At 71.5% G+C, this 23,549-nt stretch carries 21 protein-coding genes; 8 read left to right on the forward strand and 13 right to left on the reverse strand.

Annotated features, from left to right (window positions below):
* Positions 1-105 precede the first annotated feature (105 nt).
* A complete protein-coding gene (locus CLT74_RS17405) occupies positions 106-1,452 on the forward strand; it encodes an aspartate aminotransferase family protein (protein WP_099847481.1) in 1,347 nt (448 codons plus the stop codon).
* A 12-nt stretch (positions 1,453-1,464) separates the two neighbouring features.
* Here the strand turns inward: CLT74_RS17405 and CLT74_RS17410 are convergent, their stop codons facing one another.
* Positions 1,465-1,842, reverse strand: a complete 378-nt coding sequence (locus CLT74_RS17410) for a DUF3499 domain-containing protein (RefSeq protein WP_099847482.1) — start codon at positions 1,840-1,842, stop codon at positions 1,465-1,467.
* A gap of 152 nt (positions 1,843-1,994) precedes the next feature.
* On the opposite strand from CLT74_RS17410, the gene CLT74_RS17415 reads away from it, so the two are divergent.
* Positions 1,995-2,444, forward strand: coding sequence for a metallopeptidase family protein (locus CLT74_RS17415; protein ID WP_099847483.1), 450 nt, complete (start codon positions 1,995-1,997; stop codon positions 2,442-2,444).
* A gap of 86 nt (positions 2,445-2,530) precedes the next feature.
* Here the strand turns inward: CLT74_RS17415 and CLT74_RS17420 are convergent, their stop codons facing one another.
* The 6 genes from CLT74_RS17420 to CLT74_RS17445 all read right to left on the reverse strand — a co-directional run bounded on the left by CLT74_RS17420 (position 2,531) and on the right by CLT74_RS17445 (position 9,555).
* Positions 2,531-2,788 (reverse strand): WhiB family transcriptional regulator, encoded by a 258-nt coding sequence (locus tag CLT74_RS17420; protein WP_092380743.1) that lies wholly within the window; start codon positions 2,786-2,788, stop codon positions 2,531-2,533.
* 473 nt (positions 2,789-3,261) lie between these two features.
* The gene (locus CLT74_RS17425; protein WP_099847484.1) at positions 3,262-3,612 is read right to left on the reverse strand and encodes a phospholipase; all 351 of its coding nucleotides are present in this window, start codon (positions 3,610-3,612) and stop codon (positions 3,262-3,264) included.
* Between the two features lie 17 nt (positions 3,613-3,629).
* Complete coding sequence (locus CLT74_RS17430) at positions 3,630-5,024, reverse strand: DUF4331 domain-containing protein (protein ID WP_099847485.1); 1,395 nt, start codon at positions 5,022-5,024, stop codon at positions 3,630-3,632.
* Between the two features lie 216 nt (positions 5,025-5,240).
* The gene (locus CLT74_RS17435) at positions 5,241-5,525 is read right to left on the reverse strand and encodes a hypothetical protein (RefSeq protein WP_099847486.1); all 285 of its coding nucleotides are present in this window, start codon (positions 5,523-5,525) and stop codon (positions 5,241-5,243) included.
* Positions 5,526-5,680: 155 nt separating this feature from the next.
* On the reverse strand, positions 5,681-8,260 hold the full coding sequence (locus tag CLT74_RS17440) for a bifunctional FO biosynthesis protein CofGH (protein ID WP_099847487.1): 2,580 nt from the start codon (positions 8,258-8,260) through the stop codon (positions 5,681-5,683).
* 74 nt (positions 8,261-8,334) lie between these two features.
* Positions 8,335-9,555 (reverse strand): hypothetical protein, encoded by a 1,221-nt coding sequence (locus tag CLT74_RS17445; protein ID WP_099847488.1) that lies wholly within the window; start codon positions 9,553-9,555, stop codon positions 8,335-8,337.
* A 97-nt stretch (positions 9,556-9,652) separates the two neighbouring features.
* Between CLT74_RS17445 and CLT74_RS17450 the strand changes: the two genes are divergently transcribed.
* Together CLT74_RS17450 and CLT74_RS17455 are read left to right on the forward strand one after the other, a co-directional pair.
* Positions 9,653-10,669 carry a 2-phospho-L-lactate transferase gene (locus CLT74_RS17450; RefSeq protein WP_099847489.1) on the forward strand — a complete coding sequence of 339 codons (1,017 nt, stop codon included), beginning with the start codon at positions 9,653-9,655 and terminating at the stop codon, positions 10,667-10,669.
* Positions 10,666-11,754: a coenzyme F420-0:L-glutamate ligase gene (locus tag CLT74_RS17455; RefSeq protein WP_099847490.1), complete on the forward strand. Its 1,089-nt coding sequence runs from the start codon at positions 10,666-10,668 to the stop codon at positions 11,752-11,754. Before CLT74_RS17450 ends, CLT74_RS17455 begins: the two co-directional genes overlap by 4 nt.
* Positions 11,755-11,785: 31 nt before the next feature.
* Here the strand turns inward: CLT74_RS17455 and CLT74_RS17460 are convergent, their stop codons facing one another.
* The gene (locus CLT74_RS17460) at positions 11,786-12,769 is read right to left on the reverse strand and encodes a winged helix-turn-helix domain-containing protein (RefSeq protein WP_486582383.1); all 984 of its coding nucleotides are present in this window, start codon (positions 12,767-12,769) and stop codon (positions 11,786-11,788) included.
* Between the two features lie 342 nt (positions 12,770-13,111).
* Between CLT74_RS17460 and CLT74_RS17465 the strand changes: the two genes are divergently transcribed.
* Positions 13,112-13,726 carry an NUDIX hydrolase gene (locus CLT74_RS17465; protein WP_486582384.1) on the forward strand — a complete coding sequence of 205 codons (615 nt, stop codon included), beginning with the start codon at positions 13,112-13,114 and terminating at the stop codon, positions 13,724-13,726.
* On the opposite strand, the gene CLT74_RS17470 is transcribed toward CLT74_RS17465, so the two are convergent.
* Together CLT74_RS17470 and CLT74_RS17475 are read right to left on the reverse strand one after the other, a co-directional pair.
* The gene (locus CLT74_RS17470) at positions 13,695-14,786 is read right to left on the reverse strand and encodes a sugar phosphate nucleotidyltransferase (RefSeq protein WP_099847491.1); all 1,092 of its coding nucleotides are present in this window, start codon (positions 14,784-14,786) and stop codon (positions 13,695-13,697) included. The genes CLT74_RS17465 and CLT74_RS17470 overlap by 32 nt on opposite strands.
* A 49-nt stretch (positions 14,787-14,835) precedes the next feature.
* Positions 14,836-15,981 (reverse strand): glycosyltransferase family 4 protein, encoded by a 1,146-nt coding sequence (locus CLT74_RS17475; RefSeq protein WP_099847492.1) that lies wholly within the window; start codon positions 15,979-15,981, stop codon positions 14,836-14,838.
* A gap of 150 nt (positions 15,982-16,131) precedes the next feature.
* On the opposite strand from CLT74_RS17475, the gene CLT74_RS17480 reads away from it, so the two are divergent.
* Positions 16,132-16,884 (forward strand): TIGR03089 family protein, encoded by a 753-nt coding sequence (locus CLT74_RS17480; protein WP_099847493.1) that lies wholly within the window; start codon positions 16,132-16,134, stop codon positions 16,882-16,884.
* 339 nt (positions 16,885-17,223) lie between these two features.
* Here the strand turns inward: CLT74_RS17480 and CLT74_RS17485 are convergent, their stop codons facing one another.
* Positions 17,224-19,206, reverse strand: coding sequence for an acetoacetate--CoA ligase (locus CLT74_RS17485; protein ID WP_099847494.1), 1,983 nt, complete (start codon positions 19,204-19,206; stop codon positions 17,224-17,226).
* A 185-nt stretch (positions 19,207-19,391) separates the two neighbouring features.
* Entirely contained in the window at positions 19,392-19,913 is a 522-nt protein-coding gene (locus CLT74_RS17490; RefSeq protein ID WP_099847495.1) for a hotdog domain-containing protein, read from the reverse strand.
* A gap of 23 nt (positions 19,914-19,936) precedes the next feature.
* Here CLT74_RS17490 and CLT74_RS17495 point away from each other — a divergent pair, with 23 nt between their 5' ends.
* Positions 19,937-20,587 (forward strand): hypothetical protein, encoded by a 651-nt coding sequence (locus tag CLT74_RS17495; protein WP_099847496.1) that lies wholly within the window; start codon positions 19,937-19,939, stop codon positions 20,585-20,587.
* Between the two features lie 73 nt (positions 20,588-20,660).
* Here the strand turns inward: CLT74_RS17495 and CLT74_RS17500 are convergent, their stop codons facing one another.
* A complete protein-coding gene (locus CLT74_RS17500) occupies positions 20,661-21,824 on the reverse strand; it encodes an acyl-CoA dehydrogenase family protein (protein ID WP_099847497.1) in 1,164 nt (387 codons plus the stop codon).
* A gap of 251 nt (positions 21,825-22,075) precedes the next feature.
* On the opposite strand from CLT74_RS17500, the gene CLT74_RS17505 reads away from it, so the two are divergent.
* Positions 22,076-23,503, forward strand: a complete 1,428-nt coding sequence (locus CLT74_RS17505; protein WP_099852229.1) for a UDP-glucose dehydrogenase family protein — start codon at positions 22,076-22,078, stop codon at positions 23,501-23,503.
* Positions 23,504-23,549 lie beyond the last annotated feature (46 nt).

Genomic DNA, 23,549 nt, shown 5'->3' on the forward strand with positions numbered 1-23,549 from the left:
CCGATCTTCAACCGATAGCACTTGCCTTCAGGCGTGAGGCTGTGGGATAACCGTGGCACGAGCGGCCGGTGACCCCTGACCGGCCCGAGACCCGATGGGGCTGACATGGCCAACGCCACAGACCACCTCTGGATGCACTTCACCCGGATGGCGAGCTACTCCGAGACAGAGGTGCCGATGATCGTGCGCGGCGAGGGCACGTACGTCTGGGATGCGCAGGGCCGCCGCTATCTGGACGGGCTGGCCGGGCTGTTCGTGGTCAACGCCGGCCACGGGCGCACCGAGCTGGCCGAGGCCGCCGCGAAGCAGGCCGGCGAGCTTGCCTACTTTCCGCTCTGGTCGTACGCCCACCCGAAGGCGGTGGAACTGGCCGAGAAGATCGCCGCACTCACCCCCGGCGACCTGAACCGGGTCTTCTTCACCACCGGCGGCTCCGAGGCGGTCGAGACGGCCTGGAAGCTGGCCCGCGCGTACTTCAAGCGGGTCGGTAAGCCGACCAAGCACAAGGTGGTCAGCCGGTACATCGCGTACCACGGGACCTCCATGGGCGCGCTGTCGATCACCGGGCTGCCCGGCATCAAGACCGACTTCGAGCCGCTGGTGCCGGGGGGCATCAAGGTGCCGAACACGAACTTCTACCGTGCGCCGGAGCACGGCGACGACCCGGTGGCGTTCGGCAGGTGGGCGGCCGAGGAGATCGGGCGGGCCATCGAGCGGGAGGGGCCGGACACCGTGGCGGCGGTCTTCCTCGAACCGGTGCAGAACTCGGGCGGCTGCTTCCCGCCGCCGCCCGGCTACTTCGAGCGGGTCCGGGAGATCTGCGACGCGTACGACGTGCTGCTGGTCAGCGACGAGGTGATCTGCTCGTGGGGCCGGCTCGGCGAGTATTTCGGCGCGCTGCGCTACGGCTACCAGCCCGACATCATCACCACCGCCAAGGGCATCACCTCCGGCTACGCGCCGCTCGGCGCGATGATCGCCAGCGACCGGTTGATGGAGCCGTTCCTGACCGAGACCGGCATGTTCGCCCACGGGGTGACCTTCGGCGGGCACCCGGTCTCGTGCGCGGTGGCCCTGGCCAACCTGGAGGTCTTCGCCCGCGAGGACCTGGTCGGGCACGTACGCGCCAACGAGGCGGCGTTCCGCGCCACCCTGGAGAAGCTGCACGACCTGCCGATCGTCGGCGACGTACGAGGAGACGGCTACTTCTACGGCATCGAGCTGGTCAAGGACAAGACGACTCGGGAGACGTTCAACGAGGCCGAGTCGGAGCGGCTGCTACGGGGCTTCCTCTCCAGCGCCCTTTTCGACGCCGGCCTCTACTGCCGCGCCGACGACCGCGGCGACCCGGTGGTGCAGCTCGCCCCACCACTGATCGCCGGGCAGCAACAGTTCGACGAGATCGAGCAGATCCTGCGAACCGTACTCACCGACGCCTGGTCCCGCCTCTAACCCGCGAGGGGGTCAGTGGGTGGGTGGGATGACGCGGAGGTGGCCACGGCGGGAGGTGGGCGAGCCGGCGGGGGGTGCGGTGGGGTGGCTCTGGTCGTCCTGGGGTGGACGGGGGGCGGGGCGGGCGGCCTCGCGGACCGCCTCGGCCAGGGCTACCAGGTCATCGGTGGTGGGCGGCGGCGGCTCGAACTCGCCCTCGTGCCGGACCACCTCCCAACCGCGCGGGGCGGTCAGGCTACGGGCGTGCGGTTCACAGAGGTCGTACGTGTGCGGCTCGGCGAAGGCGGCCAGCGGACCCACGACGGCTGTCGACTCGTTGTAGACATAGGTCAGCGTGGCGACCGCTTGCCGGGGGCAGCCGTTGCGGGAGCAGCGCCGTGGTGACCTCACCGGCGCAGGGTATCTCCATTACCGGCTCCGGCGCACCGGTTCGCGTTACGACACGCCCGTCTTGGTGATCACATTTCCCGTCCGGTGCCACAACGCGCCAGGTGGTCGGCGCTGACCCGGCTCGGGGTGGACCGGGAGCTAGTCTGTGGCTCATGACGAGCCCGGAGAACCGCCGCCCCGGCACCGGCCGGCGGACGCACCGCGACCGACACGGGCGCGGCCTGCGTGGGCGGCTGGTGCCGGCCACGGTGCCGTTGGCGCGGACCAAGGCGGAGATCTTCGACGATCTGGTGCTGGACACCGTCGAGACGCTGGAGCGCCGGTTCGCCAAGGAGCTGGCCGGGGTCGAGTTCGCTGTCGAGGACGTCCCGCCCGATCTGAACGTCTACGACTCCGACGTGCTGGAGGACGGCGAGGTGCCGCTGGCCCGGTTGCTGCCCGGGCGACCCGGCCGCCAGGAGGTGCCGCCCCGCATCGTGCTGTACCGGCGACCGCTGGAGTTCCGGGCCATGGACCGGGAGGATCTCGCCGACCTGGTCCACGACGTCATCATCGAGCAGGTGGCGAACCTGCTCGGCGTCGACCCGGACGAGCTGGCCTGATCGCGGCAGGCTCAGCCCTGAATCGGTCCGTGCAGGGTCCGGCCGATCCGGGTGGGACGGCCCCCAACCGTCCCGCCCACGTCGGATCAGGCCACCCGGCGCTTGAGCTTGCGCCGCTCCCGTTCGGAGAGCCCACCCCAGATCCCGAACCGCTCGTCGTGGCCGAGAGCGTATTCGAGGCATTCCGTCTTGACCTCGCACCGCGAGCAGATGCGCTTCGCCTCGCGGGTCGAGCCGCCCTTCTCGGGGAAGAACGCCTCCGGGTCGGTCTGCGAGCACAGGGCCCGCTCCTGCCACTCCGGCGCGTTTCCGAGCAGGTCGGCCGCCTCGAGCTGGCCGTCCATTCAGTTGCCTCCTTGTCGCGCACCGGCGTCGTCGCCGCTGCAACCCCCCACGCGAAAGGCGTGCTTTTGTCCGTCCGGTCCGGTTATCGTGCGTTCCGTGCGAACAACCCCATTCAAATTACACGCGTGTAATGCGTGCGCCGTCAAGCCAAACTTGATAATGGAGTCGCCCTCCCGACACGCGTCCCGGACGGCCGTCAGTACCACCCGGTCTCGCCCTGCCCTATCGATTCAGACCCCGGCCGAGTAACGCCCTCCCCGGCGAGTTGCCCGAGTTTTCTCCCGTGGCGCGCAAGGCGCCACAGGAGTGATCGAGCTTCGCGCCGACACCGGAGAAGCCATTCACCAAGATCCGTTGATCTTGAGCCGCAAGGTTATCCCGACTTCGCCAACCCCGCCCGCCGAGCGGGTGAACGACGACCGCGTCCCGTCCACATTGTGGACGGGACGCGGTGGGCAAGAAGGGGCGACGGTCAGTCGGTTGTCGTGGTTACGCTGGTCGGCAACGCGAATTCGGCGACGACGCCGCCCGCCACTGGGACCGACCCGACGGGCGTGTCGTCGTCCCACCAAACGGTATAGACCCCCGCCGGAAGGTCCGGGTAGACCGCACTGTGGAACGTGCCGTCCTGGACCCGACGCTCGCGCACGGCGGAGTGCGTACGCGGCTCGCCGTCCCGGTCGACCCGGCTCACCTCGATCTCCCGACCGAGCAGCTGCCGTCCGGTGTAGATGATCAGCGCGCCGGTGTCGCCGCCCAGGTCGAGGACGACGGTCCCGGTTCCCGAGGGGCCGTACGTGTGCGAATGCTCGTGTCCGGTCATCTCTCCCACCTCCAGCGTCAGGACTGCGCCGATGGATTGTTGAACCCGTCGTAGGGCGTACCGAGGAACGGGAAGTTACGCAGGAACGGCGCGGTCACGTCGGCCGCGCTGAGCCCCGGCGTCACCGCCCCCGCCGCCTCGTCCGGCTGGAACTTCCGGTCCACAAGCGGCACGGTCAGCCCCGCGATGGCGCGCAGCGCGATTGTCACCACGTCGTCGGTCACCCGCCTACCGTTAGGAAAGCCGGCGAGGTCGCCACCGAGCACACCGAACCTGTTGGGACGGCGGGCCGGCGGGATCGCGGTGTTCAGCCGCAGCATGTCGGCCTGGAGGTCCCCGGTGCTGTTGGTGAAGCCGTCGATCAGCCCCTCGGGGATGCCGGTGAGCAGGATGGCGACCAGGTCCGCGCGGGCCTTCTTCGACCTGTTCAGCTTGTCCAGGTTCGGGAAGACGTCCGGGTACAGCGCCGGCAGCAGGGCCGCCAGTTCGGGCCGCTCGACGAACTGGGCGAACCGCTTGTCCTCGGACGGCGGCAGGGTGTTCCACAGGTCCTTCTGCGCCATCGGCACGATGACCTCGTTGAACAACGGGTTGCCCAACCTGGACACCTGCGTGAACGGTCCGGCGTTGGTGTCGGCCGCCACCCGGTCGCCGAGCACCCGCACCTGCCGGCGGGACGCCGAGGTCCACACCCCGATGACCGAGGCGGGCTCCTGCCAGTGGTAGCGGTCGGCGCGGCGGCGCACCCGCTCCAGCGGCACCTGCAACGCCAGGCTGTGCACGTTCAACCGGTCCGTGGCGTTCACCGGCTCGCCCGCCTCCTGGAAGATCTTCTTCCCGGCGACGTGCAGTTGCTGGAACGGCCGCAGCGTACCCAGGTCGAAGATCGCGCCGAGGTCCACGAAGAACCCGTCCGCGCGCTGGCCGGCGAACACCCGCTCGCCGGTGGAGAGTTTGAAGGTGGCCTGGCGCACCAGCTCTCCGTACCTGGGAGTGGACAGTGGACCGACGTTGCACGGCGGGCAGGGCAGCTTGCGAGCCAGCCGCTCCTCCTTGCCCCGCACGATCCGGGTCAGGCTGTAGAACTGCCGGCGGTTCCAGTTCGCGCTGTCCAGCGAGTCGATCGGACCGGTGTTGTAGAGAAAACTGTTCGGGTTCGTGATCTCGGTAGTGAATTCGAAGCGGTAGGTGACATCCGGCCGCCCGTCGCCGTCGTTGTCGATGTGAATCTCGTACCGCACGTCGTCGCCGAACTCGAAGAAGTTCGGGCCGCCGGACGGCAACTGCAGCGGCACGTAGTTGGCGATGAGCGTCACCGTTTCCGGGCGGTCCGGGGTGACGAACGCGTACAGGTCGGCGGAATCGGCGACCGGATCCTTGGCGATCTCCGGTGCCTCGCGGTGTGAAGACATGACGGACCCCCCTCACTGGGCGAAAGAATCAATCGGGATGGCCGGCCGGGCACCGGGGCCCGCCGGGAAACGCCGAACCCGCGCACTGCGGCGGACGACGGAAACGCTCAGGGCCGGCGGCGAGGCACGACGCGCCGGTCGGCAGGCACGGTCGCGGCGAGCGGCGCGATTGCGAGGCGAACGGGCGGCACGGCGCAGGGGCGGGTCGGCACGGGCTCAGCGCCGGGCGGCGGCGCGACGCAGCCGGTCCGCCAGGCCACGGTCGCGTACCTCGATGCGGGACTGGCCGACGAACACGTCCATGGTGCCGGACCGGGCGTCACGCAGATGTACGACGATCGTCTCGTCGGGGCCGGCCGCCGCCTTGTCGTCGCCGTCACCGGCCAGGGACAGCCCCGGCACCGCGAGCGCGGCGGCGCCGAGGGTGGCACTGGCCGCGGCGGTGATCGTCTGGCGGCGGGTCAGTTTCGGCAAACGCCGCTTACGCTTCTCAATGATCATGACCAACCTTTCCGGCGGCGGCGCGCACGCTCCGCGATGACGGACGGGGGTCACGACAGACCACGCCGGGCCCCCGAGAGGGGTGCCGGCGGCGGTCCTCGCCGAGCCGCCGCCGGCATCGACAGGTACGTCCGGCGGCGGGCGAAGGTTCGACGCTAGGCCGTGATGTGACCGTACGCGGTCGTACGCCTACGCGCCGGTCGGCCCGCCGCCGCCGCGATGGCCCGCAACTGTTCCTCGGTGCGCGCCGACCCGTTGCCGGAGCCGGCCATCCGCGAGATCGTCTCCTCCATCAGCGTGCCGCCCAGGTCGTTGCAGCCACTGCGCAGCAGCTCCGCGGTGCCGGCGTCGCCCAGTTTCACCCAGGAGCACTGGATGTTGTCGATCCGGCCGTGCAACAGCACCCGCGCCATCGCGTGCACCACCCGGTTCTCCCGCCACGTCGGGCCGGGCCGGGCGATGCCGGCCAGGTAGATCGGGGCGTTCGTGTGCACGAACGGCAGCGCCACGAACTCGGTGAACCCGCCGGTGCGGTCCTGCACCCCGGCCAGCACCCGGAAGTGCGCCAACCAGTGCGCGGGATGGTCGACGTGGCCGTACATCATCGTCGAGCTGGACCGGATGCCCAGCTCGTGGGCCGTGCTGACCACCTCGACCCAGGCGGCGGCCGGCAGCTTGCCCTTGGTGAGCACCCAGCGCACCTCGTCGTCGAGGATCTCCGCAGCGGTGCCCGGGATGGTGTCCAGTCCCGCCTCGCGCAGCCCGGCCAGCCAGTCCCGCACCGACACACCGGCCTTGGCGGCGGCGGTGACGATCTCCATCGGGGAGAAGGCGTGCACGTGCATCTGCGGCACCCGGGCCTTGATCGCCCGGACCAGGTCGGCGTAGATCGTCACCGGCAGCTTCGGGTCGATGCCACCCTGGAGGCAGACCTCACCGGCACCGGCCTCCCACGCCTCCTGCGCCCGGTCCGCGACCTGCTCCACCGAGAGCCGGTACGCGTCGGCGTCCCGTTCCCGCTGGGCGAAGGCGCAGAACCGGCAGCCCACGTAACAGACGTTGGAAAAGTTGATGTTGCGATTGACCACGTAGGTCACGTCGTCACCGACGGCGGTGCGGCGCAGCTCGTCGGCGGTGCGGCACAACTCGTCCAGGGCCGCGCCGTCCGCGCCGAAGAGCGCCAGCGCGGCCTCGGTGTGCCGGGCCTCCAACAGCGCCGCCGGGTCCTCGGCGGCCAACCGCAACCCGGCCCGCAGGTCGGCGTCGCCGGAGCCGGCGGTGGCCTGCCGGCCGGCCTCGACAGCGGACCCCGCCTCGGGTGCCGGACCGTCCTCGACACCCGCCCGCGCCGGAGGCACAGCCGCCTTCGCGGCTACCTCCGCCCAGTCGCCGTAGACGTGGTCGAAGTCGCCCCGCCGGTCGTCCGTACGCCCCGCCGTGTCGATCGTGGCGTGCAGGTCGGTCCGCCCACCGAAGGTCTCGTCGGGCTCCTGCCACGGCCGGCCCACCGGGCGGGCCGCCTCGACCGCCAGCCCGGTCGTCGGGTCGGCGAGCGCTGTCACGTGCGGCAGCAGTCGGGCGTCCAGCCAAGGATCGCCGGCCTGGACGTACTCCGGGTAGACGGTCAACCGCTCCCGCAGCGTGAAGCCGGCCGTCGCGGTGCGGGCCGCCAGTTCGTCGAGCTGCGGCCAGGGACGCTCCGGGTTGACGTGGTCCGGGGTCACCGGGGAGACGCCACCCCAGTCGTCGATACCGGCCCGCAGCAGCAGGTCGTACTCGCCGGCGATCAGGTTCGGTGGGGCCTGGATGCGGGCCTTCGGGCCCAGCAGCACCCGGGCCACCGCCACGGTGGCCGCGAGGTCGTGCAGCTCGGCGTCGGGCATCCCGCGCATCGCCGTGTCCGGCTTGGCCCGGAAGTTCTGCACGATCACCTCCTGGAGGTGGCCGTACTCGCGCTGCGTACGCCGGATTGCGAAGATCGCGTCGACCCGCTCGGCGAGCGTCTCGCCGATGCCGATCAGGATGCCGGTGGTGAACGGAACGCCTACCCGTCCGGCGTCGTCGAGCACCCGCAACCGCACCGCCGGTTCCTTGTCCGGTGAGCCGTAGTGCGGACCACCGGGCTCGGACCACAGGCGGGTGGCCGTGGTCTCCAGCATCATGCCCATGCTCGGCGCCACCGGCTTGAGCCGTTGCAGCTCCGCCCAGGAGAGCACGCCCGGGTTCAGGTGCGGCAGCAGGCCGGTCTCCTCCAGCACCGCCACCGCGCAGGCCCGCAGATAGTCCAGGGTGGAGCCGTAGCCGCGTTCGTCGAGCCACTGGCGGGCCGCCGGCCACCGCTCCTCCGGCCGGTCACCGAGGGTGAACAAAGCTTCCTTGCAGCCCTGTGCCGCGCCGGCCCGGGCGATGGCCAGCACCTCGTCGCGGTCGAGGAAGGCCGCCGGCAGCCGGTGCGGCACCGTGGCGAACGTGCAGTAGTGGCAGCGGTCCCGGCAAAGCCGGGTGAGCGGAATGAAGACCTTCTTCGAGTACGTCACCACGCCGGGCCGGCCGGCGTCCCGCAGACCCGCGTCGCGGATCGCACCGGCGATGCCGAGCAGTTCGTCCAGGGCCGCGCCCCGGGCGGTCAGCAGGATCGACGCCTCGTCGACGTCGAGCGCCCGCCCGGTGGCGGCGCGGCGCAGTGCCCGCCGTACGCCGCCGTCACCCGGCCCACGCTCGCTCTGATCAACCATCCGCTCAGCCTATGCGCTGCGGTCCGGTCCGGCCCCCGCCCGTGGGCAACCGCACGTGTCCTGGCGGGGCTCGCTCAGCGCGGCTGTTCCCCCGGGTCGATCCGCTGGGTGCGGTCGGCCTCCGCGTCACCCGACCGGGAATCCGACGGGCCGGCGTCACCGTCGACCGACCGGGGGATCGCCTGAGTCGGCTCGGCACTCTGGTGCGGGATCGCCTGCGTCGGCTCGGCGGCACCGGCCGGGTCGCCCGGGCGCGGGATGCTCCCGGCCGGGTCGCCCTGGCGCGGGATGCTCTGGGTCGGATCGGTCGAGGCCGGCTGTCCGAACGGCGGCGCGGCCGGCGAGGACGGTGCCGCCGCCTGCGGTGGCACCGCCGGCTGACCGTGCGGCGGCCAGGTGTGCGGGGACTCGGGCGGCCCGCCGGCGGAGGGCGTCTGCCCGGCGACCGGCCAGCCCGGCTGACCCTGACCGCCCTGGTGACCCTGCTGGCCCTGACCGCCGTGGTGGCCATGCCCGCCCTGGTGGCCATGCCCGCCCTGGGTCGCGCCGCCCGCCGGGTAGCCGCCGGGCTGGCCGGCACCGGACTGGTACGGCTGCCCCGGGCCCGGGTGACCGGTGCCGGGGTGGCCGGCCGGGTAGCCGGCGGCCCGGTCGCCCCCCGACCAACCGCCCGACTGACCCGGTGACTGGCCGGGCGGCATCCAACCGCCACCCTGATGGCCGGGCTGGCCACCGAACTGACCCGGGCCACCCGGCTGCGGCCAGCCCTGCTGCGGCGTGCCGTACAGGCCGGGCTCCGGCTTGGGCCGGGGCACGTGGTAGAGCCGCTGCCACACGCTCCACACCACGTACCCGGCTGCCGCGAACAACGCCACCCAGGCGACCCGGGTGAGCAGGCCGGTCATCGCGTCGAAGAGCTGCGCTTCGGCCAGCCGGCCGACCACCCAGATCAACAGGGTCAGACCGCCGAGCACGGCGCTCACCGCGTACTCGACAAGCGCCACCTGCGTGATCAGTTTCGCCCGCCCGACGGTCGGGGCCAGATGCGTGGCCAGCAGTACCGCCAGCAACGGCAGCACGACCGCCTCGATGCCGATGAAGGCGAAGAACGAGTTGGCGGCGCGTCCGGTCACCGTGCTGTAGGCACCCTGCGGCGTCAACAGCCGGATCAACCCCACGAAGAGGAAGACGGCGTTCGCGCCCAGCAGCACCAGGGCGACGAGTTCACGCAGCGGCCCGGTCACCTGTCGGGCCGGGGTCGGGTCGGTGGGCGGGGGCTCGGCGGGGCTGGTCACGAACTCTCCCTGGGGCGAAAGCGGACAGATGCCGACGTGAGCCTAGTCTCCCGAGGCACCTGCCTGCCGCAGGCGTCACGTAGGCGAGGATGGGCTGATGCGCATCGTGGTTCTGACCGGCGGAATCGGCGGTGCCCGGTTCCTGCTGGGGGTGCGGGCGTACGCCCGTGAGGTGGGCGCCGAGGTGACCGCTGTGGTCAACGTCGGCGATGACCTACGGCTGCACGGGCTCCGGGTCTGCCCGGACCTGGACAGCGTGCTGTACACCCTCGGCGGCGGTGCCGACCCGCAGCGGGGCTGGGGGCGCGTCGACGAGAGCTGGACGGTCAAGGACGAACTGGCCGCGTACGGCGTCGAGCCGAGCTGGTTCGGGCTGGGTGACCGGGACATCGCCACCCACCTGGTCCGCACCACGATGCTCGACGCCGGCTATCCGCTGCACCAGGTCACCGAGGCGCTGGCGACCCGCTGGCAGCCCGGCGTACGCCTGCTGCCGGCGACCGACGACCGCCTGGAGACGCACGTGGTCGTCAGCGGGGCCGGCGAGCCTGCGGGCTCCCCGGTCGCCGGCGACGCGACCGGCGGACAGGGTGGCCCCGCTTCCATCGACGGTGGCCAGCGGGCGATCCACTTCCAGGAGTGGTGGGTGCGGTACCGGGCGCGGATCCGGACCCACAGATTCGTCTTCGTCGGGGCGGAGTCGGCGAAGCCGGCGCCCGGCGTGACGGAGGCGATCGCCGGTGCCGACGTGGTGCTCGTGGCACCGAGCAACCCGGTGGTCAGCATCGCACCGATCCTGGCCGTACCGGGTCTGCGCGAGGCGGTGACGGACGGTCCCGCCCCGGTGGTGGGCGTGTCGCCGATCATCGGTGGTGCGCCGGTTCGCGGGATGGCCGACAGTTGCCTGGCGGTCGTTGGCGTGGCGTGCACCGCTGCCGGGGTCGGCGGGATGTACGGCAGCCGGGCCACCGGTGGTCTGCTCGACGGCTGGCTGGTGGCCGAGGAGGACGCGGCGACAGTGGTGCCGGACGTGACGGTCCGCGCGGTGCCGTTGCTGATGACCGACGAGGTGGCGACGGCGGCCATGGTCCGCGCCGCGGTGGAGTTGACGTGAGACTGGAGATCCTGCCGGTACCCGGCATCGGGCACGTGACCGAGGGCGACGACCTGGCGGTCCTGATCGGAAGCGCGGCGCCCTGGCTGCGTGACGGGGACGTGCTGGTGGTCACCAGCAAGATCATCTCGAAGGCCGAGGGGCGACTTGTCGACGTACCCGCCGACGGTCCGGATCGGCAGGTCGTCCGGGACGAGGTACTGGCTGCGGAGACGGTACGGGTGGTGGCCGCGCGCGGCGCGACCCGGATCGTGCAGACCCGCCACGGCTTCGTGATGGCCTCCGCCGGCATCGACGCCTCAAACGTCGACAAGACCCGGCTGGTGCTGCTGCCGGAGGATCCGGACGCCTCGGCCCGCGCGCTGCGTACCGGTCTGCGCGAGCGGTACGGCGTGGACGTGGCGATCGTGGTCAGCGACACGATGGGTCGCCCCTGGCGTAACGGCCTCACCGACGTGGCCCTCGGCGTCGCCGGTATGGACGCCATCCGGGACCACCGGGGCGAGGTCGACCCGTACGGCAACGAGCTGGTGCTGACCCAGATGGCGGTGATCGACGAGCTGGCCGCGGCAGGCGAGCTGATCAAGGGCAAGTGTGACCAGATGCCGGTCGCGGTGATCCGTGGTTACCTGACGCCGCCGCTGTCAGGTGACGGCGAAGGTGCGCGGGTCCTGGTCCGGGACGCCTCGATGGACCTGTTCTCGCTCGGCACGGCCGAGGCGACCGCGGCCGGCCTGGCCGCCGCCGCCACCCTGCCGGACCACCCGGGCGACGCCGCACCCGACCCGGCCGCCGTCGACCGGGCGATCGCCTCGGTCGCCGACGTGATCGCGCCCGGCACGGTCTTCACCCAGATCACCGACGATGGCGTACGCACGGCACTTGTCGCCATCGTGCCGGGTTGGCCGGCTCACGCGACAGGCCTGGTGCTCTGCTCCCCACCCACCCCGGTGGGCCCGTTCCAGCTGGTCCGCTTCGGCACCGACGTGCAACGTCTGCGCACCGCCCTCGCGACAGCGGGCGTCCCCACCCAGCTCCTCCCCCCACCCGGTGGCACCACCGCCGCCGCCACCCTCGCCCTCTGACTCGCCCCCTCGCGGTTGGGACCTCAGGGGTTCAGCACGGCGCGGCCGAGGGGGTGAGGGTGTGCAGGACGGTGTTGCGGTCACGGTGGCTGACCAGCAGCCCCGCGTTCCGCAGCACTGTGGTGTGCTGGCTGGCCGCCGCCGCCGAGATGTGCAACCGGCGCGCCAGCTCGCCAGTGGTGCAGCCGTCGTCGCTGGCGGCGAGGACCGCCGCGCGGGTGCGACCGAGCAGCGCGGCCAGCGCCTCGCGGCCGGTGTCGCCCGCACCGGGCACGTCCCCGGTCAGCCCACCCAGCTTGTCGACCGGGTAGACGAGCACCGGCGGTAGTTCCGGGTCGAGCAGCGCGACGGGCGTGTTCGCGCAGAAGAACGACGGCACCAGCAGCAGCCCTCGGCCACCCAGATGCAGTTCCCGGCTCCGCGGATAGGTCGGGATCTCCAGGACGCCCGACTCCCAGCGCAGGCCCGGCCGCAGCGTGGTCAGCAACCCCTCGACGCCACCGTCGAGCATGGCCCGGGCGCGGCGGGCACGATCGGCCTCCACCGCCCCCTGGACCCGGGTCCAGTACGGGCCGAGAGCGAGCTCCCGGTAGCGACCCATCGTTTCCGTCAGACGGGTCAGCGCCTCCGGCTCGCCGCGCGCGATGGCGGCGACACCGGCGGGCAGGTTCCGGTTGCTGTTGGCGAGCAGCGTCAGATCGCGGTGCAGCAACGTCACCGGGGTACGCCGCAGCGCCTCCATCCCCGCCTCGAAACCGTGCACACTGTCGTACGGGGTGAGGAAGTCCGGAAAGTAGCCGCGCGGTGGGCTCAACGTGGACAGCAGCCGCAGCGCCTCGGAGTCCACCTGGCGACGCAGCCCACGGGAGACCTCGCGGCGCCAACCGGCCAGCAGCGGGTCACGGCTGCGCCCGGGCAGCAGATGCAGGCTCAGCACCACTTCCCAGACCGGATCAGCCGCCGGAGCCACCCGGGTCCGGAGGATGTCCTCGCCGGAGAAATGAATCCTCAGCATGGGCAGACTCCCGTCGCCCGGCTGGGGGGTCACCCGGCGACCTTCGAACTCTACCCGGCCACGTCAGCCTCGGGCAGTTAAGCCTCAGCTAAAAGACCTCGACGCCCAACATGTGAATCCGCCATGCTTCCCGTGCCGCAGGGGGCGACCCACGTCGAACGTGTCCGCCCCGCTGGGTGCCCGCGAGCGGGCGGTGCCATACGAGGGTCTGCGGCTCACATTCCGCAGGTGGTGCCGCCCGATCTCGCTGGGCTCGGTTCCGGCACATCCGCGCCGCTCCGACGCACCGCACCAGCGTACCCACCAGCACCCGTACGCTGGCACGGACGGAAGGAGCGGCAGTTGTCGACGCCCGAACTGGTGAACGATTCCCCGCGCGGCGACGCGGACTACTGGACGGCGCTGCACGCCGACGCCGTGGCGGTGCTCACCGACTGGACGCCGACGGGTCCGGACGCGGCGGAGGCCAGCGACAGCACCCTCAAGCTGCTCGGCGCCGGGCCGGTCGCGATGAGCCGGGAGCACCGGGCCGGCCACGTCACCGCCAGCGCGTTGGTGTTCGACGCGACCGGCACCCAGGTGCTGCTCTGCCTGCACGGAAAGTTCCACAAGTGGGTGCAGTTGGGCGGGCACTGCGAGCCCGGTGACCGGACGCTTGCCGGCGCGGCGTTGCGGGAGGCCACCGAGGAATCCGGCATCAGCGGCCTGCGGATCGATCCGACGCCGATCGACGTGGACGTGCACCCGGTGGCCTGCCAGGGCGGGTCACTGCACCACGACGTACGGTTCGCCGTCTTCGCTCCGGCCGGAGCGACCGAACGAGTGAGCGTCGAGTCCGAGGCGCTCGGCTGGTTCCCACCGCAGCACCTACCGCATCCGCTGGCCGGCGGCACGGCCCGGCTCGTCACGCCGGGCCTGGCAGCCTTCAGACGAGCTTGTCCTCGCCCCGTCTCTTGAGCTCGTCCACGATCAACTTGACGTCCTGGGCGCGGTCCCGCGGGCAGACAAGCAACGCGTCCACGGTGTCGACCACGATCAGGTCACGTACGCCGACGGCGGCCACCAGCCGACCGGCCTGCGGTGCCACCACCATGCCGCTGCTGTCGTGCAGCAGCACCTCGGTCTTCACGTCGCCCGCGAGCACCACGTTGCCGTCGGCATCCGCCGGCAGCACCTCGCCGAGGGTGTGGAAGTCACCCACGTCGTTCCACCGGAAGTCACCGGGTACGGTCGCCACCCGGCCGGCCGCGGCCGCGCCCTCCATCACCGCGTAGTCCACCGAGATCTTCGTCAGCGTCGGCCAGACCGAACCGAGCACGTCGTCCTGTTCGTCCGAACCCCACGCCCTCGCGATAGCGGTGACCCCGGCGTGCAGGTCGGGCTGTTGGCGGGCCAACTCGGCGAGGAATGCCGACACCCGCCAGACGAACATGCCGGCGTTCCAGAGGTAGTGGCCCGACCGCACATACGTCTCGGCCACCTCGGCACTCGGCTTCTCCTTGAACTCGACCACCGGGCGCATCGGACCACCAGCGACGGGTTCGCCGGTCCGCAGGTACCCGTAGCCGGTCTCCGGCCGGGTCGGGGTGATCCCGACCGTCATCAGCAGCCCCTGCTCCGCGCCCCGGACCGCCTCCCGGACGGTGTCCACCCACCGTTGCGGCTCACCGATCAGGTGGTCGGCGGCGAACGAACCCATCACGGCGTCCGGGTCGCGTACGGCGATCACCGCCGCGGCCAGCGCGATGGCGGCGCAGGAGTCCCGGGGCGACGGTTCGACCAGAATGTTCTCCTCCGGCAGACCGGTCAGCTGGCGGGCCACGGCCGCGGCGTGCGCGGCGCCGGTGACCACCATTGTGCGTTCGGCAGTGGTCAGCGGGCCCAGCCGCTCGACCGTCGCCTGGAGCAGCGACGCGGACGTACCGGTGAACGGGTGGAGGAACTTGGGGTGGCCGGCGCGGGACAGCGGCCACAGCCTTGTGCCGCTGCCACCGGCCGGAATGACGACATAGATCACCAGGACATCATGCCCGAACCACCCGGACCGGGCGCCTCGGTTGCCGACCTCAGGCCCGCGCCCTGGTCCACGCCGCGATGTGCACCTCGGCGCTGGACCCCCAGGTGAATTCCTTCGCCCGGTCGAAGCCGGCCTTGGCCAGTGACAGCCGGCGCGGCTCGTCGTCGAGCAGCGCGGCCAGGTCGGCGGCGATCTGGTCAGGATCCTCGCTGGTGTACGCCACCGCGTCGCCACCGACCTCGGGCAGCGACAGCCGGGGGGTGGTGAGCACCGGGGCGGCGCACGCCATCGCCTCCAGGATGGGCAACCCGAACCCCTCGCCGTAGGAGGGGTATGCCGCCACCAGTGCGCCGCCGAGGAAGCCGGGCAGGTCGCCGTAGCGCAGGTAGCCGGGGCGCAGCAACCGCAGGTGCGAGGGAACCTCGGCCACCGCGCGGTCGATGTCCTCGTCGTGCCCCTGCCCACCGGCCACCACCAGCGCGGGTGGATCCTGCCGGTCGGTGACCGCCCGGGCCCAGCCACGGATCAGGTTCGGCACGTTCTTGCGGGGCTCCTTGGCCCCGAGGAACGCGACGTAACTGCTGCCGCCGAGCCCCAGGCGGGCGCGGACCCGGGCCTTCTCCTCGTCACCCGGCGCGTGGAAGGCGTCATGGTCCACACCGTGATAAGCCACGTCGATCCGGGTCGGGTCGGCGTCCAGCAGCCGGATCAGCTCGTCGCGGGTGGCCTTGCTGGGCACGATCACCCGGTCGGCGCGCCGCAGCGAGGTCTTGATGGCGCTGCGGAAGAACGTGCGGCGGGACTTGTCGTAGTGCTCCGGCTCGGTGAAGAACGTCGCGTCGTGCACCGTCACGGTGACCGGGCAGCCGGCGCGCAGGGGGCAGGTGTAGAAGGGTGAGTGCAACACCTCAGCGCCGACCTGTTGGGCGAGCAGGGGCAGGCCGGTCTGCTCCCAGGCCAGCCGGGCCGGCCGGTGCGCGACAGCGGCCGGCGCTGGAACGATCTCCGCGCCGGGCAGCATCCGGCGGTAGCGCTCCAGATCCGTGCGGAGGCTGACCACCACCAGGTCCACCGCCGATCCGCACACCTTGCCGAGGGCGCCGAGCAGGCCGTCGACGTATCTACCGACGCCGCCGCGATCGGCGGGAACACTCGTGGCGTCGATGAGCACGCGGGGCGGGCGACCGGCGGTCACGGGGCGACTCCTTGTGGTGGCGGGACTGTGGGGAACAACACTCCGGCAAGCCTACGCCGGAGCCGGGCACGGACGCTGACTGCGACCCGACGGTACGCCGACTTGTCGCTGCCATCGAGTACGGCCGACGGGCGCGTATCGTTCGCGCCGATGGCCGACAACATTGCCCGGGTCTTCGCCGACGCGATCGCGAGCGACCCGAACCGCCCGCTGCTGACCTGGTACGACGACGCGACCGGCGAGCGCACCGAACTTTCCGGCGCGACGTTGGCGAACTGGGTGGCCAAGACGGCCAACCTGCTCGTCGACGAACTGGCCCTCGGGCCGGGCGACACCGCGGCGGTGCTGCTGCCGCCGCACTGGCAGAGCGCTGCCGTGCTGCTCGGCTGCTGGTCGGCCGGCTTGACGGTCCGGACGGCCGGGTCGGCGGTCCGACCGGCCAGGTCAGCAGTTCAGCCGGCCGGGTCGGCGCTCGCCGAGCAACCGGGCGAGGTGGACGTGCTCTTCGCCGCCACCGACCGTCTCGCCGAGGCTGACGCCTGGCCGGCGGGTGACCGGTACGCACTGGCGCTGCACCCCTTCGCGCTCCCACTGCGGGAGGTGCCGGCAGGCTTCGCGGACTACGTCACCGAGGTACGCGCGCACGGCGACCATTTCACGGCGTACCCGCCGGGCGGGCCCGACCACACCGCGCTACGTACCCGAGCCGCCGACCGCGTCCTCGAACTCGGCATCTCTCCGGCCGACCGGCTCCTGGTGGACGTCGACCGGCACCCGGACCCGCTCGACTGGCTGCTGGCCCCGCTGAGCGCGGGCGCCACAATGGTGCTCTGCGCCCACCCGGACCCGGCGCGCCTGGCCGACCGTCAATCGACGGAGCGGGTCACCCGCACCCTCACCTGATCCGCGCGCGCCCGATCTGATCAGGAACGGACGGGCAACCGGCGGGTGCCCATCGAGCTGCGGCCCGAACCATCACCCTAGCGATAGTCACCCATAGTCGCCCCCCTGACGCGAGCAGACCAACCCACTTCCACGCTTTGCTCTGCTTCAACCGACGCACAACCGCCTGAGCTGGGTCGACGCGGCGGGCGCGGGAGGCCGGCGGGCGCGAGACACTGCGGAGAGTGACTGTTGCGTGGGTTGAAGCAGAGCAAAGGATGCGAAGGGGTATGGGTCGGTGGGCCGGCGAGGGCACGCTCAGTGACGCCCAGCCACAGGGCCCGTCGGGGTCCGGCTGATTCAGCGGGCGGGGTGGGTCGGGGCGCGGTGTTGGGCCAGGGTGGCGAAGGCGGCCAGGGAATCGGGGTTGGCGAGGGCGCCCTTGGCGGCGGCCTGGTCGACAGGGGTGCCGGTGAGGATCTTCTTTACCGGCACCTCGAGCTTCTTCGCCGACAGGGTGCGTGGGACCGCCCGGACCTGGTGGATCTCGTCGGGGACGTGCCGGGGGGACAAGGCGGTACGCAGCTCGCGACAGATTTTCTTCCGCAGCTCGTCGTCGAGGGAGAGCCCGTCGGCGAGCACCACGAACAGCAGCAGCTCACCGGCGCCGCCCTCGTCGTCCTCCAGGTGCACCACCACCGAGTCGACGACCTCGTCAAGCCCTTCCACCACGGAGTAGAACTCGGCGGTGCCGAGCCTTACCCCGCCCCGGTTGAGGGTGGCGTCGGAGCGGCCGGTGATGACGCACCCGCCCCGCGAGTTGATGGTGATCCAGTCGCCGTGTCGCCACACCCCGGGATAGACGTCGAAGTACGCCTCCCGGTAACGGACGCCGTCCGGGTCGTTCCAGAAACCCACGGGCATGCTCGGCATCGGCTCGGTGATCACCAGCTCGCCCAGCTCCCCGATCACCGGGGTGCCGTCGGGCGAGCGGGCCTCCACCTTGGCACCCAGCGCCCGGCAGGTGATCTCACCGGCGTGCACGGGCAACAGCGGAACACCGCCGACGAAGCCCGTGCAGACGTCGGTGCCGCCGGACAGCGACTGGAGCTGAAGGTCGCTGCCCACCGTGTCGTACACCCAGGTGAAGCCCTCGGCGGGCAGTGGCGCGCCGGTGGAGCCGAGCCCGCGCAGCGCGGCGAGGTCGGCGATCTCGCCCGGGACCAGGCCGGCCTTGCGGCAGGCCAGCAGGAACGGCGCTGAGGTGCCGAAGTACGTGGTGCCGGTCTGCTCGGCGAGTCGCCACATCGCGCCCAGGTCGGGATGACCTGGGTTGCCGTCGAACAACACGATCGTCGCGCCCACCGCCGGCCCGGAGACCAGGAAGTTCCACATCATCCAGCCGGTGGTGGTGAACCAGAAGAACCGGTCCGCCGGGCCCAGGTCGTGGTGCAGGGCGAGCATCTTCAGATGCTCCAGCAGGATGCCGCCGTGCCCGTGCACGATGGGTTTGGGCAGCCCGGTGGTGCCGGAGGAGTAGAGCACGTACAGCGGATGGTCGAACGGCACCGGGGTGAAGGCCAGCGGTTCGCCGGTCTCGGCCGCCAGCTCTGCCCAGGCCAGTGCCCCGTCAGCCGGCGAGTCCCCGGGGTCGAGGTAGGGAATCGACACGGTGTGCCGCAGCGAGGGCAGCGCGGCCCGGATCGCGGCCACCTCGGCACGCCGGTCCACCGGCTTGTCGCCGTAGCGGTAGCCGTCGACGGCGACCAGGATCTTCGGCTCGATCTGCTGCCAGCGGTCGGTGACACTGCGGGTGCCGAACTCCGGCGCGCAGGAGGAGAAGATGGCACCGAGGCTGGCGGTGGCCAGCATCAGCACGTACGTCTCGGGGATGTTCGGCGCGTACGCGGCCACCCGGTCGCCGGTGGTGACCCCGAGCCGGCGCAGTCCGGCGGCGACCCGCCGGACCTGCTCGCGCAACTGCCCGGCGGTGAGGGTGACCGGCTCGCGGGTCTGCCCGTGCGCCACGACCACCGGCTCGTCGTCGGTCCGGCCCGGCATCCGGAGCACGTTCTCGGCGTAGTTCAGGGTGGCGCCGGGGAACCACCTGGCGCCCGGCATGCCCCGGTCGGCCAGAGTGGCGGTCGGCGGGGTGTGCGCGACGACGCCGAAGTGGTCCCAGATCGACCGCCAGAAGGCGTCCAGGTCGGTGACCGACCATCGCCACAGGGCGTCGTAGTCGGCGAACGTCAACCCCCGGTGCTCGGCGAGCCAACGCAGGTAAGCCCCGATCCGCGACCGCTGGAGCACGTCCGCCGGTGGCGTCCACAGCACGTCCGTCACTGGTCCACTCCTCCCCTGGCCCGGCACGACGCTGTGCGGTGGGCCGTGGCGCCATCTTGCCCTACCTCGAAGCGCCATTCTCCGCACCCGAGCCCGGCAGACGCATGTGCCCACCCCACATCCCCCGCAGCCGAGGGGTGTGGCCGTGACGCATGGAGGCGCGCGGCCGGTACCGCAGCGGCGCCTCAGGCTTCGCTGCGGGCCGCCTGGATCGCGCGACGGCGGGCCAGTCGGTGCGCGCGGCGGATCTCGGCCTCGCGCCACCGTCGCTCGTCCTCCGGCGTCTCCGGCAGGACCGGACGCACCGGCCGGGGTGCGCCGCCCACCTCGACCCCGACGAAGACGAGGTACGCGGTGGCCACCCGCACCGGCAACTCGTCGGCCGAGTCCCAGCGCTCGGCCATCACCCGTACGCCGACTTCCATCGAGGTCTGCCCGGTCCAGTTCACCTGGGCGTACGCGTGCACCAGGTCGCCCACCCGGACCGCCTCGGAGAAGACGATCTCGTCGATCGCGGCGGTCACCGCGGTACCGCCGCTGTGCCGCGCCGCCGCCGCGCCGGCCACGTCGTCGACGAACTTCATAAGCACCCCACCGTGCACCGTTCCGTACAGGTTCACATCCACTGCGGTCATGATCCGACTGAGGGTTACCCGGGAGTACGAGGTCGGTTTGCCCGGCAGGGCAGTGGCGGGGTGCTCGGTCATGTCGGAAACGGTACGGTGCGCGGATGCGACATCTGTGGAGCTTCCTCGCAGGGCTGGTGGTGGTGCCGGTCACGTGGGTGCTGGTCACCCTCGGTCAGGACGGGTCGGCCGACACCGTCAACAGGTGGGTGGAGATCGGCACGTCCAACACGGCCAACCTCATCGAACCGGCCGTATATCTCGCTGTCGGTGGCATCGTGCTGGGCCTGCTCGGCACGCTGCGCATCTCACCGCTCGGCCCGCTGGTGGCTGGACTGCTACTGGTCACCCCGTACGTCGGACTGTTCATCGCGCCGTTCCGGGTACGCGAACGGATCCCGTCCGACTGGGGCTTCCTCGGCGACCCGCTGCCGCTGGGGCAGCCGGTGGAGAACGGAACGCTCTTCCTGATCGGCGTGCTGCTGCTGATCGCGACGTTCAGCGGGCAACGCTGGCGACGCTGGCCGGCCCCGGTGCCGCAGCCGGCGGGGGCACCTGACGCGTCGATGTCGGAGCCGACGTTGACCGACTGGTCACCTACTCCGTCATCGGAAGGTGACACCGCGCCACTGAGCCTGGGCTATCCGGATCCGGATACGACGCCCACCGAGCCGCTGCCCCGGCGGACCGGCGGCGGGTCGCCCTGGTCGGCACCACCGGGCAACCTGCCCCGACGCGACGACGCCACCAACTGACCCCGGTACCACCGACCGTCACCTCCGCCCGTGGTCGTCGGGCGGAGGTGACGGTGGGCGTCCGTGCGGGCGGTCAGCCCTTGAGCAGTTGGCGGGCCATCACGATGCGCTGCACCTGGTTCGTACCCTCGTAGATCTGGGTGATCTTGGCGTCACGCATCATCCGCTCGACGGGGTAGTCGCGGGTGTAGCCGTACCCACCGAGCAACTGCACCGCGTCGGTGGTGATCTCCATCGCGGCGTCCGAGGCGAAGCACTTGGCCGCCGCACCGAAGTACGTCAGGTCGGCGTCGCCGCGCTCGGACCGGCCGGCCGCCGCGTACGTCAACTGCCGGGCCGCCTCAAGCTTCATCCCCATGTCGGCGAGCATGAACTGCACGCCCTGGAACTCGGCGACCGCCTTGCCGAACTGCCTGCGCTCGGCGACGTACCCCTTGGCGTAGTCGAGCGCGCCCTGCGCGATGCCGACGGCCTGCGCGGCGATGGTGACCCGGGTGTGGTCCAGGGTCTTCATCGCGGTGGCGAAGCCGGTGCCCTCGGCGCCGATCATCCGGTCCGCCGGGATCCGCACGTTGTCCAGGTAGACCTCGCGGGTCGGCGAACCCTTGATGCCCAGCTTCTTCTCCGGCGCGCCGAAGCTCACCCCCGAGTCGGACTTCTCGACCACGAAGGCGGAGATGCCCCGGGACCGGGCGGTGGGGTCGGTCGTCGCGAAGACGGTGTAGAACTCCGAGACGCCGGCGTTTGTGATCCAACGCTTCACACCGTTGAGCACCCAGTGATCGCCGTCACGTACCGCCCGGGTGGTCATCGCCGCCGCGTCGCTGCCGGCCTCCGGCTCCGACAGACAGTACGAGAACATCGCCTCACCGCTGGCGACCGGCGTCAGGTAGCGGCGCTTGAGCTCGTCGGAGCCGGCCAGCAGCAGCGGCATGGTGCCCAGCTTGTTCACCGCCGGGATCAGCGACGACGAGGCGCAGGCCCGGGCAACCTCCTCGATCACGATCGCCGTGGCCAGCGCGTCCGCGCCGGCACCGCCGTACTCGACCGGGATGTGCGGGGCGTGGAAGTCGGCGGCACGTAGCGCGTCGTACGACGCCTTCGGGAACTCACCCGTCTCATCCGCCTCGGCGGCGTGCGGAGCCACCTTGGCCGCACAGACCTCACGGACCGCTTCCCGGATCGCCTCGTGCTCCTCGGGCAGGCGGTACGCGTCGAACGACTGCTCTGCGGCCATGTCAGCTCCTCCCCTTCACCGCTATCATGCGCAGTCTGTAGCGTCACCTGGACGCCCACCGCGCAGACTGAAGGATAACGACCACAGTTCAGGTGATGTTACCGGCGCGTAGGCTGGGCGATGACGACGCCCCGATGCCGCTCGGCGATGATGGAACCCAGCAGACGAACCACCTCTCCGGCGCCCTGCCCTGGCGCCGCAGCGGAACGCGACGCAACCACGCGGCGCCAGTGCGAGCGGAGAAGACACGCGTGACCATCCCGTACCCGAACACCCAGCCGGTGCCCGCCATCGCGGCGGTCACGCCCCCCTCGGGCGCGTCCCGGCCGCGGGTGACCTTCCTGGGCACCGGCTACCTTGGCGCTACCTACGCCATCTGTTACGCCGAACTCGGCTACGAGGTGCTCGGGTTCGACGTCGACGCAGACAAGATCGCCAAGCTGAACGCCGGTGAGGTGCCGATCCACGAGCCTGGCCTCGACGAACTGCTGCGGCGCAACCTGGCCGCCGGCCGGCTGCGTTTCAGCACCGACATCGCCGAGACCGCCGACTTCGGTGACGTGCACTTCATCTGCGTCGGGACCCCTCAGCGGGCCGACGGGATGGGCGCCGACCTGTCGTACGTCGAGGCGTCGGTCACCGGCCTGGCCCAGCACCTGACCCGCAAGGCCCTCATCGTCGGCAAGTCCACGGTCCCGGTCGGCACCGCCGAGTGGGTGGAGCAGCTCGTCGGCAAGCACAGCCCCGCCGACCTCGGCGTCGAGGTGGCCTGGAGCCCGGAGTTCCTCCAGGAGGGCTTCGCCGTCGACGACGTGCTCCGACCCAACCGCATCGTGGTTGGCGTCAAGAGCGAATGGGCCAACGGCATGCTCTACGCCGCCCACAAGGGCGTGTTCGACCTGGCCGCCACCGAGGACCGCGAGGTGCCTCTGGTGGTCACCGACTTTTCCACCGCCGAGCTGGTGAAGGTCGCCGCGAACGCCTTCCTCGCCACCAAGATCTCTTTCATCAACGCCATGGCCGAGGTCTGCGAGGCCTCCGGCGGTGACGTCACCCAGCTCGCCCGCGCCATCGGCTACGACCCCCGCATCGGCAACCGCTTCCTCCAGGCCGGGCTCGGCTTCGGCGGCGCCTGCCTGCCCAAGGACATCCGCGCCTTCCAGGCCCGCGCCCAGGAACTCGGCGCCGGCGAGGCGCTGCGCTTCCTGCACGAGGTCGACCTGATCAATTTGCGTCGCCGCACCCGCGTCCTGCAACTCGCCGCCGACCTGCTCGGCCGTCGCTCCGGGCCGGCCGGCCCGGACCTGTCCGGCACCCGGATCGCCGTGCTCGGCGCCACCTTCAAACCCAACACCGACGACGTACGCGACGCCCCCGCCCTCGCCGTCGCCGCCCTGCTCCACAAGGCCGGCGCCGACGTCCACGTCTACGACCCGCAGGGCATGGACAACGCCCGCCGGGCCGTACCGGAACTCACCTACGAATCCGACATCGCCGAGGCGGTCACCGGCGCCGACCTGGTCTGCGTCCTCACCGAATGGGCCGACTTCCGCAACGCCGACCCCGGCCTCCTCGGTGACCTCGTCGCCGGCCGCCGCGTGGTCGACGCCCGCAACTGCCTCGACCCGGCACTGTGGACCCAGGCCGGCTGGGAGTACCGGGGCATGGGGCGGCCATGATCGCGTTCTCCGGTGATATTGGCGCTTGACCCGCCGACAACTGTCG

The sequence above is a fragment of the Verrucosispora sp. CNZ293 genome, from assembly GCF_002754655.1.